Annotated in this window: 15 protein-coding genes; 11 read left to right on the top strand and 4 right to left on the bottom strand. The window is 57.8% G+C overall.

Features of this window, described 5'->3' with window-relative positions:
• Positions 1-23: 23 nt before the first annotated feature.
• Both ACWFTY_RS00305 and ACWFTY_RS00300 read right to left on the bottom strand, forming a co-directional pair.
• Positions 24-572: a cytochrome b gene (locus tag ACWFTY_RS00305; protein WP_447525412.1), complete on the bottom strand. Its 549-nt coding sequence runs from the start codon at positions 570-572 to the stop codon at positions 24-26.
• A 282-nt stretch (positions 573-854) separates the two neighbouring features.
• Positions 855-1727, bottom strand: coding sequence for an alpha/beta fold hydrolase (locus tag ACWFTY_RS00300; protein ID WP_447525411.1), 873 nt, complete (start codon positions 1725-1727; stop codon positions 855-857).
• Between the two features lie 179 nt (positions 1728-1906).
• On the opposite strand from ACWFTY_RS00300, the gene ACWFTY_RS00295 reads away from it, so the two are divergent.
• The 6 genes from ACWFTY_RS00295 (at position 1907) to ACWFTY_RS00270 (ending at position 5761) form a co-directional block, all read left to right on the top strand.
• A complete protein-coding gene (locus ACWFTY_RS00295) occupies positions 1907-2236 on the top strand; it encodes an ArsR/SmtB family transcription factor (RefSeq protein ID WP_447525410.1) in 330 nt (109 codons plus the stop codon).
• Positions 2233-2688 carry an ArsI/CadI family heavy metal resistance metalloenzyme gene (locus tag ACWFTY_RS00290; RefSeq protein ID WP_447525409.1) on the top strand — a complete coding sequence of 152 codons (456 nt, stop codon included), beginning with the start codon at positions 2233-2235 and terminating at the stop codon, positions 2686-2688. The genes ACWFTY_RS00295 and ACWFTY_RS00290 overlap by 4 nt, the downstream gene beginning before the upstream one ends.
• Entirely contained in the window at positions 2685-3191 is a 507-nt protein-coding gene (locus ACWFTY_RS00285; protein WP_447525408.1) for an arsenate reductase ArsC, read from the top strand. The genes ACWFTY_RS00290 and ACWFTY_RS00285 overlap by 4 nt, the downstream gene beginning before the upstream one ends.
• A gap of 3 nt (positions 3192-3194) precedes the next feature.
• Complete coding sequence (gene arsB, locus ACWFTY_RS00280) at positions 3195-4262, top strand: ACR3 family arsenite efflux transporter (protein ID WP_447525407.1); 1068 nt, start codon at positions 3195-3197, stop codon at positions 4260-4262.
• Between the two features lie 230 nt (positions 4263-4492).
• Entirely contained in the window at positions 4493-4888 is a 396-nt protein-coding gene (locus ACWFTY_RS00275) for a hypothetical protein (RefSeq protein ID WP_447525406.1), read from the top strand.
• Between the two features lie 3 nt (positions 4889-4891).
• Entirely contained in the window at positions 4892-5761 is an 870-nt protein-coding gene (locus ACWFTY_RS00270; RefSeq protein WP_447525405.1) for a FecR domain-containing protein, read from the top strand.
• Between the two features lie 21 nt (positions 5762-5782).
• Here ACWFTY_RS00270 and ACWFTY_RS00265 read toward each other — a convergent pair whose 3' ends face one another.
• On the bottom strand, positions 5783-8050 hold the full coding sequence (locus ACWFTY_RS00265; protein ID WP_447525404.1) for a CHASE2 domain-containing protein: 2268 nt from the start codon (positions 8048-8050) through the stop codon (positions 5783-5785).
• A gap of 160 nt (positions 8051-8210) precedes the next feature.
• Here ACWFTY_RS00265 and ACWFTY_RS00260 point away from each other — a divergent pair, with 160 nt between their 5' ends.
• Genes ACWFTY_RS00260 through ACWFTY_RS00245 form a run of 4 tightly spaced genes read left to right on the top strand, consistent with a single transcriptional unit; the run spans position 8211 to position 12494 of the window.
• A complete protein-coding gene (locus ACWFTY_RS00260; protein WP_447525403.1) occupies positions 8211-10460 on the top strand; it encodes a TonB-dependent hemoglobin/transferrin/lactoferrin family receptor in 2250 nt (749 codons plus the stop codon).
• Positions 10461-10480: 20 nt separating this feature from the next.
• A complete protein-coding gene (locus ACWFTY_RS00255; protein ID WP_447525402.1) occupies positions 10481-11512 on the top strand; it encodes a DUF6607 family protein in 1032 nt (343 codons plus the stop codon).
• The gene (locus ACWFTY_RS00250) at positions 11512-11943 is read left to right on the top strand and encodes a hypothetical protein (protein ID WP_447525401.1); all 432 of its coding nucleotides are present in this window, start codon (positions 11512-11514) and stop codon (positions 11941-11943) included. Before ACWFTY_RS00255 ends, ACWFTY_RS00250 begins: the two co-directional genes overlap by 1 nt.
• Positions 11940-12494: a hypothetical protein gene (locus ACWFTY_RS00245; RefSeq protein ID WP_447525400.1), complete on the top strand. Its 555-nt coding sequence runs from the start codon at positions 11940-11942 to the stop codon at positions 12492-12494. The genes ACWFTY_RS00250 and ACWFTY_RS00245 overlap by 4 nt, the downstream gene beginning before the upstream one ends.
• Positions 12495-12509: 15 nt before the next feature.
• Here the strand turns inward: ACWFTY_RS00245 and ACWFTY_RS00240 are convergent, their stop codons facing one another.
• Positions 12510-13334: a TauD/TfdA dioxygenase family protein gene (locus ACWFTY_RS00240; protein ID WP_447525399.1), complete on the bottom strand. Its 825-nt coding sequence runs from the start codon at positions 13332-13334 to the stop codon at positions 12510-12512.
• Positions 13335-13416: 82 nt separating this feature from the next.
• On the opposite strand from ACWFTY_RS00240, the gene ACWFTY_RS00235 reads away from it, so the two are divergent.
• Positions 13417-14436 (top strand): SDR family oxidoreductase, encoded by a 1020-nt coding sequence (locus ACWFTY_RS00235; RefSeq protein ID WP_447525398.1) that lies wholly within the window; start codon positions 13417-13419, stop codon positions 14434-14436.
• The last annotated feature ends 23 nt before the right edge of the window (positions 14437-14459 follow it).

The following is a 14459-nucleotide window of genomic DNA, read 5'->3' as shown; positions in this document are numbered from 1 at the left end:
TCAGGCGGCAATTGTCGTCGCGCCTAACGCTTTCCGGGCAACATCCGACGGAGTGTGTTGTCCTTGACCACATAGTGATGGAACAGTGCTGCGAAGGCATGGAGGCCGATCAGATAATATCCGACCGTACCGAAAGTTTCGTGCCATTCCTTGATCTGCGACGACAAGGCCTTGTCCGGCCCGGCCAGTGGAAATAGCTCAAGCCCGAAAAAGGGAATCGATTTATCGGCGGTACTGAGGATCAGCCAGCCGGCTACCGGCATCGCCAGCATGAACGTATAAAGCGCCAGATGTGTGCCTTTGGCGACCAGCATCTGCCAGGCGGGCGGCTCAGGCTTGATCGGCGGTTTGGTCGTGAGAAACCGCGCGATGATCCGGATAATTACGAGCAGCAGCACTGACAGGCCCAGCATGAAATGCCAGCTTTTCAACCCTTCGCGGAAATCGCTGCCTTTGGGATAATTTTCGCGCAACAGGATGCAGCTATAGACTGCCGTGATTAGCAGCAGCATTGCCCAGTGGAGGAAAATGGAAAAGGCCGAATAGCGTGCGGGGGTTGCGGTTGCATTCATATGAGGCCTCTTTTCGTGCGCGATTAAACAGGAAGCGGGTCATTTGATGCTGTCACGCGTCCGACCGGTCAATCATTTTCAAGCTTCCTGCCGCCGGAATGCTGTGGAACCGGCGATGATGATATGGCTCGATCGCAAGAAATGCCAGTGCGTTTGACCTACGAACTTCTTATGGTGAGTGCTTGTAACATCGGTCATGGACGAACGAAACGCAGGGAATATACCTAAGCGGTGATCCGGCCGGGGTTTTCTATTTATCAAAGCAGGGCCATCCGCTCAGATTTAAAGGAACTCGTTCAGCGTCTCCACAAACAGCTTGAACTGGTCATGGTGTAGCCAGTGACCGGCCTGCTGGAATTCCTTCACCGTCACATTGTCGCCGAAATATTTCATCCGGCCGTCTTTCTCCGGATTGCTCGCCCAGCTGTCGGCGCCATAATGGAGTTGGGTCGGGCAGCTGATATTGCTCCACAGCTCGTGAATGGCATCCTGTGACAGGTCGATACTATCCCAGTGCTGGACATAGGGATCGAACTTCCAAGAATAGGAGCCATCCTCGTTGCGGATCACCGCGTGGGTGGTGAGGTGGCGGGCCTGTTCGTCGGAAAGATGCTGGTTGGCATCCTGCATCCGGTGCAGGGCATCTTCAAAAGTCGGATAGCGTTTCACCTGACGGCCGGCGGCCTTGCGCTTTTCCTCGATGCTGTTGCGGATGCGCTGAAGCTGGCCGACTTTCTCGCGTTCAGCGAGTAATTCGGGGCTCGGGCCAAGCCCTTCGATCGCCACCAGCTTGCGCACCGTATCGGGATAGAGGCCGGTGTAGCGCAGTGCGATATTGCCGCCCATGCTATGCGCGACAATAGTGACTGGCGAAAGGTCGAGCTGGTGGATCAGCTGGGCCAGATCGGTGACCATCGCCATATTGGCATAATTGCCGTCGGTGCTCCACTGGCTGTCGCCATGGCCGCGGACATCGGGGCAGATGATATGCCAGTCGTCGCGCAAAGCCTGAGCGGTCCAGTCCCAGTTGCGGCAGTGATCCTTGCCGCCGTGCAGCAGGATCAGCGGTGGCTTGTCCTCATTGCCCCAGTCGGCATAATGGAGCTTGAGCCGCTGGGAGAAATAGCTGTGCGAAGCGGGGCCGTTCAGGGTCATCGATATTTCCATCGCGTAAGGGAGATTTGATTCCCGTCTCTAAAGAGGGCAGCGGGGTTCGACAAGCGTCTGTCAAAGCGGCCGGCTACAATCATCATTTCCCGACGAAAAGCCGGAGCAGGAAGCGGTGATCCGATTCCCGCTTTACAAACCATCCATATATCTACATATACAGATATATGGATTCGATTAAAGCAATAGAGGCGCTCGGCGCGCTCGCGCAAAATACCCGGCTGGATGTGTTTAGGCTGCTGGTGCGTCACGAACCGACGGGCCTGCCGGCGGGGGAGATAGCCAAGCGGCTGGACGTCCCGCAAAACACCATGTCTTCGCATTTGTCGATTCTGTCTCGCGCGGATCTTGTCTCTTCAAAGCGCGACAGCCGTCTGATAATTTATCGCGCCAATCTCGCGGTGATGAACGGCCTGATCGCTTTCCTGCTGGAAAATTGCTGTTCCGGTGAGGATTGCGCACCCATTACCAACCAGCTTGAAAGGCTCTGCCAATGAAACGGATGCACATTCATGTCGGCGTCGACAATCTCGACGCCTCGATCAAATTCTATTCGACGCTGTTTGACGCCGAGCCGACGGTGACAAAAGATGATTATGCCAAATGGATGCTCGATGATCCGCGCGTCAATTTTGCCATCTCGTCAGAAAATCATGCGAGCAAGGGCATCGAACATCTCGGCATCCAGGCCGAAAGCGAGGATGAGTTGCAGCAGGTCTTCACCCGTCTGCGCAAAGCCAATGCGCCGGTCCTGGAAGAGGGGCAGACCACCTGCTGCTACGCCCAGTCCGAGAAAAGCTGGATCGCTGATCCCGACGGGGTTGTGTGGGAAGCTTTTTACACCAACGGTGAATCCGTCATCTATGGCGATGAGCCCGAACTGTCGGCTGTTTCAAATAATGCGTCGGAAACCAGCTGCTGCGCTCCGTCAAAAGCAGCCATGTCATGAGCGAGCGGGTCTATAACGCGCTGTTTCTCTGCACCGGCAATTCTGCCCGGTCGATATTGGCGGAAGCGATATTGGAAAGCGAAGGCCATGGGCGTTTCAAAGCCTATAGCGCAGGCAGCAATCCGGCCGGCAAGGTTCATCCCTATTCGCTCGATCTGCTCAAGATAATGGGCCATCCAACCGAAGAGTTGCGCTCGAAAAACTGGGACGAGTTTTCAGGAGAAAATGCCCTCGAACTCGATTTTGTCTTTACCGTTTGCGACAATGCCGCTGGCGAGACCTGCCCGGTCTGGCCGGGACAGCCGATGACTGCCCATTGGGGCATCGCCGATCCTGCAGCGGTTACCGGTAGCGAGGCGGAAAAGCGCGCCGCCTTTACCGAAGCCTATCGCATGATGTTCAACCGGATCAGCCTGTTTCTGGCCTTGCCGCTGGAAAGTATCGATAGAATGAGTCTGCAGAACCGGCTCAAAGAAATTGGCGCAGAAAAAGCCGAGGTATAAAAAATGGCGACACAACCGCTTAATACCAATGATGATGCCGGACTGGGGCTGTTTGAAAAATGGCTTTCCGTCTGGGTCAGCGCCGCGATATTGCTAGGCTTGTTGATCGGCAATATCGCGCCCGATGCGGTCGTCATTCTCGCCCGGCTGGAATATGCCTCGGTCAATCTGGTGGTGGCGGTGCTGATCTGGGCGATGATCTACCCGATGATGGTCGGCGTCGATTTTGCCAGCCTCAAAAATATCGGCAAAAAGCCCAAGGGCCTGTTCATAACCATAATCGTCAACTGGCTGATCAAGCCGTTTACCATGGCGGCGCTGGCGGTATTGTTCTTCCAATATATATATTCGGGCCTGATTTCCCCCGATGATGCGCAGCAATATATCGCCGGCCTGATCCTGCTCGGCGCCGCGCCCTGCACGGCGATGGTCTTTGTCTGGTCGCAAATGACCAAAGGCGATCCCGCTTACACGCTGGTGCAGGTCTCGGTGAACGACATCATCATGATCTTTGCCTTCGCGCCAATTGTTGCCCTGTTGCTGGGCGTCACCGACATAGCGGTGCCGTGGGAAACCCTGCTGCTGTCGGTGCTGCTCTATGTCGTGATTCCGCTGGTAGCCGGCGCGTTGACTCGCCGGAGCTTGCTGGCCCGGTCAAGCGACGGGGAGGCGGCCATCACCGCATTTACCGGACGGGTCAAACCGCTTTCCGTGCTGGGACTGTTGGTCACGGTGGTGCTGCTATTCGCATTCCAGGCGCAGACCATTGTGACGCAGCCGTTGCTGATTGCGCTGATCGCGGTGCCGATCATCATCCAGAGCTATGGCATATTCTTCGTCACCTATGCCGCCGCATGGGCCTGGAAACTACCGCATAATGTTGCGGCTCCTTGCGCCCTTATCGGCACCTCCAATTTCTTTGAACTGGCCGTGGCCGTGGCTATTGGCGTGTTCGGACTGGGAAGCGGCGCGGCGCTCGCGACTGTGGTCGGTGTGTTGGTGGAAGTGCCGGTGATGCTTTCGCTGGTCGCCTTTGCCAACCGGACCCGGCCCAAATTCGTCCAATCCTAGAATATAATATTTGCGCAGGCACGTCCGGACATACCGTGTCTGGCAGAGCAAGCTCTTTCGTTAAGAACGCGATTTCGCATTATCAATAAAACACGGGCGCAATTTGTGAAAACGAACTTCCGTCTTCGGGGGGCCGCATCTGAGCTCAGTTTTCCAGCACTAGGCTTTTCTAGGCCAAGATGGCCGCGGGTGATGATAGCAAACCATTGGGATCTATGCTATAAATCCGGATGAAACAGGAGAAGCTGGCTTTGCAACACGAATATATCAAGGGCTTGGCAGCTGCGATCTTCATCTTCGCACAGCCGGTCACCGCCGTTTATGCGGAAACAATTCCCGAACTGGATGCGATGGCGGAAGTCGCGGTCGACGAGGAGAAAGGCATAGCCTTTGCCCAGGAACAATCGGCGCGCGGTGAGTATCTCGAGGCGATTGCTACGCTCGAACGGGTATTGGCGCTCCACCCCAAATCGGACAGCGCGCGGCTGCTGCACGCGGTAAACCTGTGCAAGATTGACGATCAATTGGGCGGTGCTGTCGAAATCGGAAAATTGAAGCAAAAGAATTTTGCCCCGGAACTGTGGGCGGATGTCATGAAATTATGCCCGTTGGCGGACAAGGAATAGACCATGATATCCTTTCAATCCCTGTCGATCAAATCCGCCCTGCTGGCACCGGCCCTGCTATTCTTCGCCATGGCTCCGGCCGCCTCCGCGCCGGTCCAGGTCGGGATCGCCGCCACCGTTGTCGGTGATGTCCGGATGAGCAACGCGACGACCAAAAAGGCGGTCAAGATACCGCGCCGCCAGCGTCTGGCCTGGGGCGATCAGCTGACCACCAGGAAAAAGAGCAAGTTGCAGATATTGTTGCTCGATCGGTCCAGCCTGACCATCGGGTCCAACGCCCGGTTGACGATAGATCGCTTTGTTTATGATCCGGGCAAAGAACGCTCCCTCACCGCGACCGTCAGTAAGGGTGCTTTCCGCTTCATGTCCGGCCGCAAGTCCAAGAAATCTTCTGCCTCGGTCAGCAGTTCTGTCGGTACCATCGGTATCCGCGGAACCGCTCTCGATGGCGTGGTCGGAAAAGAGGCCGTCGCAATTGCGAAGAAGGAACCGTTTCTGGACGGCGTGAAGGGCGACAAGGATAGCGCTATGCTCGTAGTTCTGCGGGGACCGGGTGCTAATCGCAGCGGTGATCTGGACATCGGATTGGCAGAAGTCAGCGCTGCCGGGAAAACCGTGACGCTGGATCAACCGATCCTTGCGGCCTATATCCCCCGGCCGGGCGCGCAACCGATTGGTCCGTTCAAGCTCTCGGCAAGCGGCCTGTCGAAATTGCAGGATGCGCTCGCACCGGAAGTCGCCAGTGCCGGCAAAAGCGGCCTGCTGAAAGCGTTGATACCAGCCGCGATCATTGGCGTTGGTATCGGGCTTTTGTTGCCCGGCGGCGGCGCTGAAGAATGCACAAATTCGAATGCAGGCGGGCCCGCTTGCTAGGGTAAAGAGCCGGGTAAAGACTTATTTGCTGGTTGCTTCGAAGACACCGTCCCAGTCGGCATTGACCGGGCCTTTTGAGAGTTGCTCGAGCCGCTGGCGGTAAACCGCGACGAGCACGGAGAGACCAGCTTCATTGTACGCCGCTTCATGCTGATCCAGGATATCGCTGGCCCCGGCCCAATTCTGCGCCCGATAGAGGGTCAGAAATTCATCATGGCAGCTTTGAAGTATCCGGTAGGCCGGATCCCGGTTGAGCGTTTCGTCTCCGAGCAATGCGTAAACCGTATCCGACGCGTCGCGGCCCACGACCTTGACGCGGTCCAGTTCGAGCAAGGCAAAGCCGTCCAGTTGCGCGGCGAGCGCGCTACCAATCAGGATCTGCACGCCATATTGTTTGGTCAGTCCTTCAAAGCGGGACGCGATATTCACCGTGTCACCGATCAATGTGTAGGATAACCGCTGCTGCGATCCCATATTGCCGACGCAGCACAGACCGGCGTTCATGCCGATCCCGATTTTTACATCGGGCGGCCAGACCTGTCCCGGCTTTTGCGGCAGCTCCCGGTTGAGCCGCTCGAGACTGTTGACCATTTGCAGCGCCGCCCGCGCGCCGTTGCGGAACTGGTCCGGATCATCGAGCGGCGCGTTCCAGAAGGCGAGAATGGCGTCGCCGATAAATTTGTCGACCGTCGCCTTTCTCTCCAGCAATATATTGCACATCGGGGTCAGGAAGCCGGTGAGGAAGTTGATCACTTCCTTCGGATCATATTGTTCCGATATTCTGGAGAAGCCGCGGATGTCACAGAAAAGGACCGTCATCTCGCGCTCTTCACCGCCGAGTTGCAACCGTTCGGGATTGGCGGCAATCTGCCGGACCATCTCGGGCGAGAGATAGCGGTCAAAGGCGGTGTGGATATAGGCCCGTTGCTGTTCCTCCTGGCGGAAACTCAGTAGGGTTTGTACCGCGTAAACCAGTATCAACGTGATGATCGGCCATGTCGGATCGAGCAAATAGTGCAACCGGTCAAAGGCCAGCCAGCTACCGGCGGCAACCGCCACCGTCGCGACGGTTCCGATTGCGGCGCCGATCATGGCACCCGCGCCCGGCAGCAAAAGAGCGAGCCCGCCACCGAGCAAAAGGATCAGGAAAAATTCCATGCCCGGTGCCCAGTCGGGGCGGGTCAGAAACTCGCCGAGGATCATCTGTTCCGCTGCTTGGGCGTGGACGGTTACGCCCGGTTCATTCTCGTTCAGCGGGGTCGAGATCAGATCGCGCAATCCGGTGGCACTGGCTCCGATGAAGACAATCTGCCCTTCGACCGCGGCGCGTATTTCCTCTTCCGATATATCGTCGGACAGCAGCTTCCACGCCGGGATCGTGCGCTGCGGTGCCGGCTCGCTAAAGTGCATCCACAATTCGCCAGCGGCGGTGGTCGGTACTTCAAAATCCCCGACCCTCAGATTGACAATGGCTCCGGGCGCGCCAGCGGTCTCGCCGCTGCCATCGCTGGTCTTGACCAGAATCGATCCCGCCTGTTGCGCCACCCGCAAGGCTTCGAGCGATAGTGACGGCACCAGCTTGCCTTTGTGGAAAAACACCAGCGGCGCTCTGCGCAATATTCCGTCGGCGTCACCGACGATGCTCAGCGAACCCAGTCCGGCCGACGCCTGTTGCAGTTGTGGCAGCGATTGCACTGTGCCCTGATATTGTTCCACCTGCCCGCTGGGTGGCGAGCCGAGTACCGCCATGCCGGTCGGCAGTTCGATCGGATCACCACGGTCCTCGTGAAGCAGGAAAAATCCACCGACCACCGGTGCCAGAGCAAAGCTGTCGGCCAATATATCGTCATTGTCGGGCAGGTCGGAGAGCGAGCGCAGCAGATCTGCATTGCCCTCATCTTGCGGCAAGCGCGCGACAATCTGACGCGGCGACGTCCGGTCGGGTTCGGAAAAGACGATATCAAAGGCAATCGCCGCAGCGCCGGCGTCGGACAGTCTTTGCGTCAGCTTGGCGATCTCGGTCCGCGACCACGGCCATTGACCCAGCCGCTCGACCGATTCCTCGTCAATGTCGATAATCCGCACGCCCGCATCCTGATACGCGCGCGGCGCGGCGTTCTGGTAGCTGTCGAAAACCATCAGGCCGAGCCGGTCAAATCCCGCTATGGCAGCAAATTGTATCGCCGCGATAGCGATAACGACCAGCAGGCCCGCGATGATCGGTCCGGTTTTGATCAAGGCCAGCCAGCGGCCAACCCATTCGCTGAAATTCCTGATCCCCGATGTCATGCTACGCTGATTGCCCCACTAGTGTCGAAACTACAAGGTGGCTGGCGCGACCGGACGCCATTTTCAATTAAATTTCAATTACCGTTTGACAGTCTGTGATCAAGCTCCCTAATTAAGAATGAGAATCATTCGCATTATCAATAAAACAGGGGCACAATTCATGAAACCGAACTTCCGTCATCGGGGAGCTGCGCTTACATGCAGTTTTCTGGCATTAGGCTTTTCCCAGGCGGCCATGGCCGCGGGTGACGATGCGTCCGGTTTCGAGGATGACAACACGATCACGGTGACGGCGACCCGCTCGCCAGTACAGGTCGAGGATGCGCCCGCTACGGTTACGGTGATCGATCAGGAGCAGATTGCCGATGAAATGGCGACCGATGTCCGCGACATTGTGCGGTTTGAACCGGGCGTAACGGTCCGCCGGGCACCGGCGCGCTTTGGCGCGGCTCTGGGCACCACGGGCAGGGCTGGCAATGAAGATTTCAACATTCGCGGTATCGGCGGTAATCGTGTGCTCATTCAAGTAGACGGCATCCGCTCGCCCCAGGGTTTCACCTTTGGCGCGCAGGAGGTCGGGCGCGGCAATGCCACCGATGTCGGACTGATCAAGTCTGTCGAAATCCTCCGCGGCCCCGCCTCGGCCCTATATGGCAGCGATGGGCTATCTGGCGCGGTCAGCTTTATCACCTCTGACCCGGTCGACTTTATCAGCGACGGCAATAGCTTTGGCGGCTTCGCCCGGGCGCAATATAGTTCAGCCGATCAGGAATTTTCCGAGACTGTGGCGCTCGCCGGACAGGCTGGCGATTTCTCGGCGATGCTGGCTTATTCCCGGCGCGATTTTGAAGAGCTTGATAACAAGGGAACGGTCGATACTGAAGACGCAACCCGCACCACGCCGAATCCGCAGGACGGGAAGTCCAATGCATTTCTCGGCAAGCTGGTCTGGAGCAACGGCTCGCACAAACTGCGCCTGACCGGTGAATATCTCGAACGCGATCTTTCCTCCGACATATTGTCCGGGCGTGGGCCTGTATTTCTGTTCGGACCAACCCCCAGCTGGATCGTCGACAATCTGACCGCGCAGGACGACACCAAACGCAGCCGGGTATCGATCGATTATACTTATGATGCGGGTGAAGATGGCTCCGGCTTTATCGACTATGCCCATCTCGCCGCCTATTGGCAGGATGGTCAGGACCTGCAATTTGCTCTGGAAGAGCGCACGCCAACCTCGGCCACCCCGCGCCCGGATCGGGAAAGGCTGAACACGTTCGACAATGAAGTGATTGGCGCGGTCGCCGATTTCCGGTCCAGCTTTGAAACCGGTTCGATCAAGCACACGCTTACCTTCGGCGGTGATATCAGCAAAACCGAGCAAGCCGGTCTGCGCGACGGCACCGAGCCACCGTTTGGCGAAGTCTTCCCGACGCGGGCCTTTCCAAAGACCGACTTCACGCTGGGCGGCTTCTATCTGGGAGACGCGATCGAATTCGGCGGTGGCGTGTTGACGCTATATCCAGCATTGCGCTATGATTTTTACGACCTGAATCCGACCGACGATCCGCTGTTGCCAAGCTTCACGCCGAGCGGGCAGGATGGATCAAAACTGTCACCGAAGCTGGGCGCCGTGGTCAAACTTGGCGATGTCCGTCTGTTCGGCAATTATGCGCGCGGGTTCCGGGCGCCAACCCCGAGCCAGGTCAATAATTTCTTCGAGAATCTGGCCTTTGGCTATTCCTCTTTGGCCAATCCGGACCTCGGCCCGGAAACCAGCGACAGTTTTGAAGCGGGCATTCGCTACGCCACCGATAATATCAGCCTGTCGCTGACCGCCTTCACCGCCGACTATTCCGACTTTATCAGCCAGGAACAGGTGTCCGGCAGCTTCACGCCCAGTGATCCGGCGCTCTACCAGTTCGTCAATCTCGACAATGTGACCGTCAAAGGCGTCGAAGCCAAGGCGAGCTATGAAGCGGAAAACGGCGTTCGTGCGCGCTTTGCCATAGCCTTTGCCGACGGTACGGTAAAATCGCCCAACAATCCTCCGGCATCACTCTCCACGATCGATCCGATCAACGCGATTGTGGGTCTGGGCTATCGCGAACCGAGCGGGGCCTTCGGCGGCGAAGTGATCCTGAGCTATAACGCGCAGAAGGAATTCAACGAAACGGTCGGCGTATGCGCCGCCACCTGTTTCCGGCCGAAAGAATCGGCGATCCTCGACGCGACCGCCTTTGTCCGGATTACCGAAAATGCCAAGATCCGGGCGGGCATATTCAACATCACTGACCAGAAATATGCGCTTTGGAGCGATGTCAGGGGGCTGGCGGCGACGTCCGACATCCTTGACGCGTTCACCCAGCCGGGCCGCAACGCTAGCATTTCGATCAGCCTGTCATTCTAATCCTTGGGGGAGAAACTATCATGAAACTGAAACTGACAACACAATTGGGAGCAGCCCTGTTCGCTCTGGCAATGGCAACGTCACCGGCTCTGGCCGCTGGCGATCAGCCGCAACTGGCGGCAACGGCGACGCAGGCGTCCTTCGAACAGGACCGTGCCGACATATTGGCGATGGCCGGAGACTATAAGGTCAGATTCGACATGTCGGAGACCACGTCCTGGCGGGAAGACTATGAACCGATCAAGGCGAAGATTTCCGGCGGCCATGAAAGCGTGCGCGTCATCAAGGACACGGGCAGGGAGATCGTCCTGCAGCATCTTCTGGTTGCCGAGCATGAAGGGGAAAGCTTCATCATCAAACACTGGCGGCAGGACTGGACCTATGAGCCTGCGCAGGTGCTGGTCTATGCCGATTCTGGTACATGGGTGAACAAGGATGTTTCGCAGTCCGAGCGTCAGGGCAGCTGGTCGCAAACCGTCTGGCAGGTCGATGACAGCCCCCGCTATGGCGGTGTGGGAAAATGGCAGACGGTAAATGGACTGCGCAGCTGGACCAGCGACTGGACGGCGCGGCCGCTGGCGCGCCGCGATGCCGTGCGCGATCCGGTCTATGACCATTATCAGTCCATCAACCGGCATCAGCCGATGCCCGGCGGCTGGATCCACTGGCAGGACAATACAAAGATGAAGACGGTCGATGGCAAGGCCGTACCCTATGTCCAGGAATCGGTGCTCAACACTTACACGAAATTCGACGGCTATAGCGTCAGCGCGGCTGATGACTATTGGGCGAAAACCAAATCCTATTGGGAGCAGGTACGGGCCGAATGGGATGCCGCAATCGCTGCCAGTGGCGGGGTCACCGTCGAGGAAGAAGCGCACACCGGAACCGTGATCAGCGGACGCCTGTTGACCATGGGCACGGAGATTTCCGACGGCGAGTTAACCGAGGCTGCTGCAGTGGACGAAGCGCGGTCGCTGATACGGGTCGCAACTGGCAAGCGACCCGCGCAAAGCTCTGCACAGACAGCTCCGGCATCAGCAGACTATTAATGTCGGAGCCGATATCCGCATTTGCGCAATCGCTGGCCGCGACCCCCAGGATCGCCGCCTTGCCCGCTGCGCAAATGCGGATAGTTGTCGCGATGCGGATTGCGGTGCTGGCGTGGAGAAAGCGCCAGGATCCGAAACCCTATCTGGTGAGGCAATTGGGCGATGAAATCTCGGCGCGCCATTTTGCCCATATTATCGAATTGATGCATGATTGCTGGCCCGAGCCGATGGCCGTGCATCGGCCCTGCTGCCAGCAGACAAGCTATGACGAGATGCTGATGCTCGATTTGACCACGGCGGTGGTACAGCGCGAGCCCGACCATTTTCATGGGCTGCTCGGCGAAATGATCGGTTGCTCCGACAGGGAGAAACTGCTTCTAGGCTTCTCGAAATTGACCAGCCGGTTCAAACGTTCAGGAATAGATGAGTGAATAAAGTCAAAACCCGGAACCTGCTGATATTGGTTCATCTGTTCCTGGCCGCATTTCTGGCCCCGTCCTTTCTGATGGTTGGCACAACCGGCGCGCTCAAGCTGGCCGGGGTCGATCCCGCGATCGAGGATATTCCGATCGAACTGCCGGTCGGCACGCAGATCGACCCGGACAGCCCGACGCTGAAACAGGATATCGGCACGATTCTCGCCGCGCAGAATATCCATCTCGATATTGAAAGCGTGCGCAGTCGTGGGGGAGATATGACGACCCGACCGACTTCGCGCACTTTTGCCCGGATCAACCAGACGCCCGACGGGTTGCAGGCCTCTCTGCACAAGCCCGGCTTCCAATATGCGATGATGGAATTGCACAAGGGCCATGGCCCCGCGATCTTCAAAACCTATCAGCTGATTGCCGGCATCGCCCTGTTTCTGGTCATCGTCGGCGGGTTGATCGTCGGACTGTTGGCAAAGCCCTATCGCCGCAAAACCCTCGTTTCACTGGCGTTGGGAACCGTCACCTTTCTGGTTCTGGGTTTCGCGGTCTGATCCCCGAAGGACAGCCTACGCCAGAGCCACACCCTCGAGCGTGATCCGGTTCAGATAGCGCCGGTGTCCCTGATAGTCGTTCATGGCATAATGCCAGGTCGAACGGTTATCCCACATCGCCAGATCGCCCTCGCGCCAGACATGGCGATGGTGGAAGCGGTCCTGCATGATATGGGCGTATAGTTCCTGCAGAAGCGCCTGACCTTCCGCCGGATCCATATCGACAATCTCCAGCGTGAAGCCCGGATTGACATAGAGCCCCTTCTCCCCGGTTTCGGGATGGGCGAGTACCACCGGATGGATCGCCGTCTGTCCCGCCTGATCGGCATTGGTGTAGCGGTCGCCGACCGCCTTGCGATAGGGGCTTTCCTCGCCGAACACATGCGCATTGCCGTGTCGCGCTTTCAGGTCCTTGATCCGGTCCTTCATCGTATCGTCGAGCGCTGCATAGGCAGCTGCCATGCCGGCGAATAACGTATCGCCACCGCTCGGCGGGATTTCCAGCGCGTAGAGGATTGATCCCATTGCAGGCGCGTCATCATAGCTGTGATCGGTATGCCAGCCGCCGCCGATATTGAGCTGCTGGTCCGGTTCCTTGAGAACCTCGGCGATTTCCGGATAGCCCTCGCGCCGCTTGAAAAAGCGGTTAAGGTCGATCGCGCCCCAGCGCTTGGCGAAGGCAATATGGTCTTCGGGGGTGAGCTTCTGGTCACGAAAGAATAATGTGCCGTGGTCGAGAAAGGCGCGACGGATGTCAGAAAACTCTTGATCGCTCAGTTTGGTGACATCGACATCCTCGACAATCGCGCCCACCGCTTCGCTGGCTTTTGTAATCCGCATATCGCTCTCCCGCTGTTCCGTTTCCTTCTGGAACTTATATTGTGATCGTGTAGCATGAAATCTGATATTGAGGAGTCCGATAATGACCGAGCAAACCCGTGTGCCGTCTCTCAACCGCCGTCAGCTGCTTGCTGCAACTGCCGCAACCGGTGTGGCGCTGACCGCCGGTACGGCGACCGCCGCCGATAGCAGTTCCGATTTGACTGACAAGCCGGACCTGACCGGCAAATCGGTGTTGATCACCGGCTGTTCGTCTGGCTTCGGCAATCTCGGCGCGAAACTCTATGCCGAACTTGGCGCGAAAGTATTTGCCACCATGCGCAATCTGCCGCGCGCCGAAGGAGAGGCGCTGGCAAAGGTGGCGAAGGATAATAATCTGGATATCACTATCCTTGAACTGGATGTGCTGTCGGAAGACTCAGTGAACAAGGCTGTTGCGGAAGCGGAACGGCTGAACGGTCGCGCGCTTGATGTTGTCGTCAATAACGCCGGGATCGGCACCGGCGCGCCGGTTGAATTGCAGGATCTCGAGACGATGCAGTTGCTGTTCGACACCAATGTCATGGGATATCAGCGGGTCGCTCGTGCCGCTTTGCCGAAAATGCGCGCGCAGAAATCCGGTTTGATCGTCAATATCTCGTCGCAGCTCGGCCGGGTGATGGTGCCGGGCATGGGATTCTATAGTTCGACCAAATTTGCAGTCGAATCGATGAGCGAGCAACTGGCGTATGAACTGGTGCCGCATGGCGTCGATGTTACCATCGTCCAGCCCGGCGGCTTCCCGACCAAGATCTGGGAAAACGGCAATCAATATACGGCACCGATGCTGGAGCGCGCCGATGACGAACGCAAGGCGGCCTATCAGCAGCTAGTTGACGGCGCGCTGCGCAACGGCGGCGGTTCGACCGATCCAATGGATGTACCCCGCGGGATTGCGCTGACAATCGCCATGGCACAAGGCAGGCGCCCGTTACGCCTGCCCGTCCATCCAGGGCCCAAACCGCAGCAGGCGATCAATCAGGTCAGCGCCCAGACCCAGATCGCGATGCTCGGCAATTCGCCCTTTGGTCCGTGGGTCAAGGATGTGAACGGACGGTCCTAGCGCCGGGGTAATGTGCTCCGCAC

Source organism: Parasphingorhabdus sp. NYA22 (assembly GCF_976973735.1).
This window is presented reverse-complemented; position numbering and strand designations above follow the sequence as displayed.

What these genes read in the sequence shown, in the direction of transcription:
- ACWFTY_RS00305 (WP_447525412.1), bottom strand. Translation starts at nt 572, where the DNA reads ATGAATGCAACCGCAACCCCCGCACGCTATTCGGCCTTTTCCATTTTC.
- ACWFTY_RS00300 (WP_447525411.1), bottom strand. Translation starts at nt 1,727, where the DNA reads ATGACCCTGAACGGCCCCGCTTCGCACAGCTATTTCTCCCAGCGGCTC.
- ACWFTY_RS00295 (WP_447525410.1), top strand. Translation starts at nt 1,907, where the DNA reads ATGGATTCGATTAAAGCAATAGAGGCGCTCGGCGCGCTCGCGCAAAAT.
- ACWFTY_RS00290 (WP_447525409.1), top strand. Translation starts at nt 2,233, where the DNA reads ATGAAACGGATGCACATTCATGTCGGCGTCGACAATCTCGACGCCTCG.
- ACWFTY_RS00285 (WP_447525408.1), top strand. Translation starts at nt 2,685, where the DNA reads ATGAGCGAGCGGGTCTATAACGCGCTGTTTCTCTGCACCGGCAATTCT.
- arsB (WP_447525407.1), top strand. Translation starts at nt 3,195, where the DNA reads ATGGCGACACAACCGCTTAATACCAATGATGATGCCGGACTGGGGCTG.
- ACWFTY_RS00275 (WP_447525406.1), top strand. Translation starts at nt 4,493, where the DNA reads ATGAAACAGGAGAAGCTGGCTTTGCAACACGAATATATCAAGGGCTTG.
- ACWFTY_RS00270 (WP_447525405.1), top strand. Translation starts at nt 4,892, where the DNA reads ATGATATCCTTTCAATCCCTGTCGATCAAATCCGCCCTGCTGGCACCG.
- ACWFTY_RS00265 (WP_447525404.1), bottom strand. Translation starts at nt 8,050, where the DNA reads ATGACATCGGGGATCAGGAATTTCAGCGAATGGGTTGGCCGCTGGCTG.
- ACWFTY_RS00260 (WP_447525403.1), top strand. Translation starts at nt 8,211, where the DNA reads ATGAAACCGAACTTCCGTCATCGGGGAGCTGCGCTTACATGCAGTTTT.
- ACWFTY_RS00255 (WP_447525402.1), top strand. Translation starts at nt 10,481, where the DNA reads ATGAAACTGAAACTGACAACACAATTGGGAGCAGCCCTGTTCGCTCTG.
- ACWFTY_RS00250 (WP_447525401.1), top strand. Translation starts at nt 11,512, where the DNA reads ATGTCGGAGCCGATATCCGCATTTGCGCAATCGCTGGCCGCGACCCCC.
- ACWFTY_RS00240 (WP_447525399.1), bottom strand. Translation starts at nt 13,334, where the DNA reads ATGCGGATTACAAAAGCCAGCGAAGCGGTGGGCGCGATTGTCGAGGAT.
- ACWFTY_RS00235 (WP_447525398.1), top strand. Translation starts at nt 13,417, where the DNA reads ATGACCGAGCAAACCCGTGTGCCGTCTCTCAACCGCCGTCAGCTGCTT.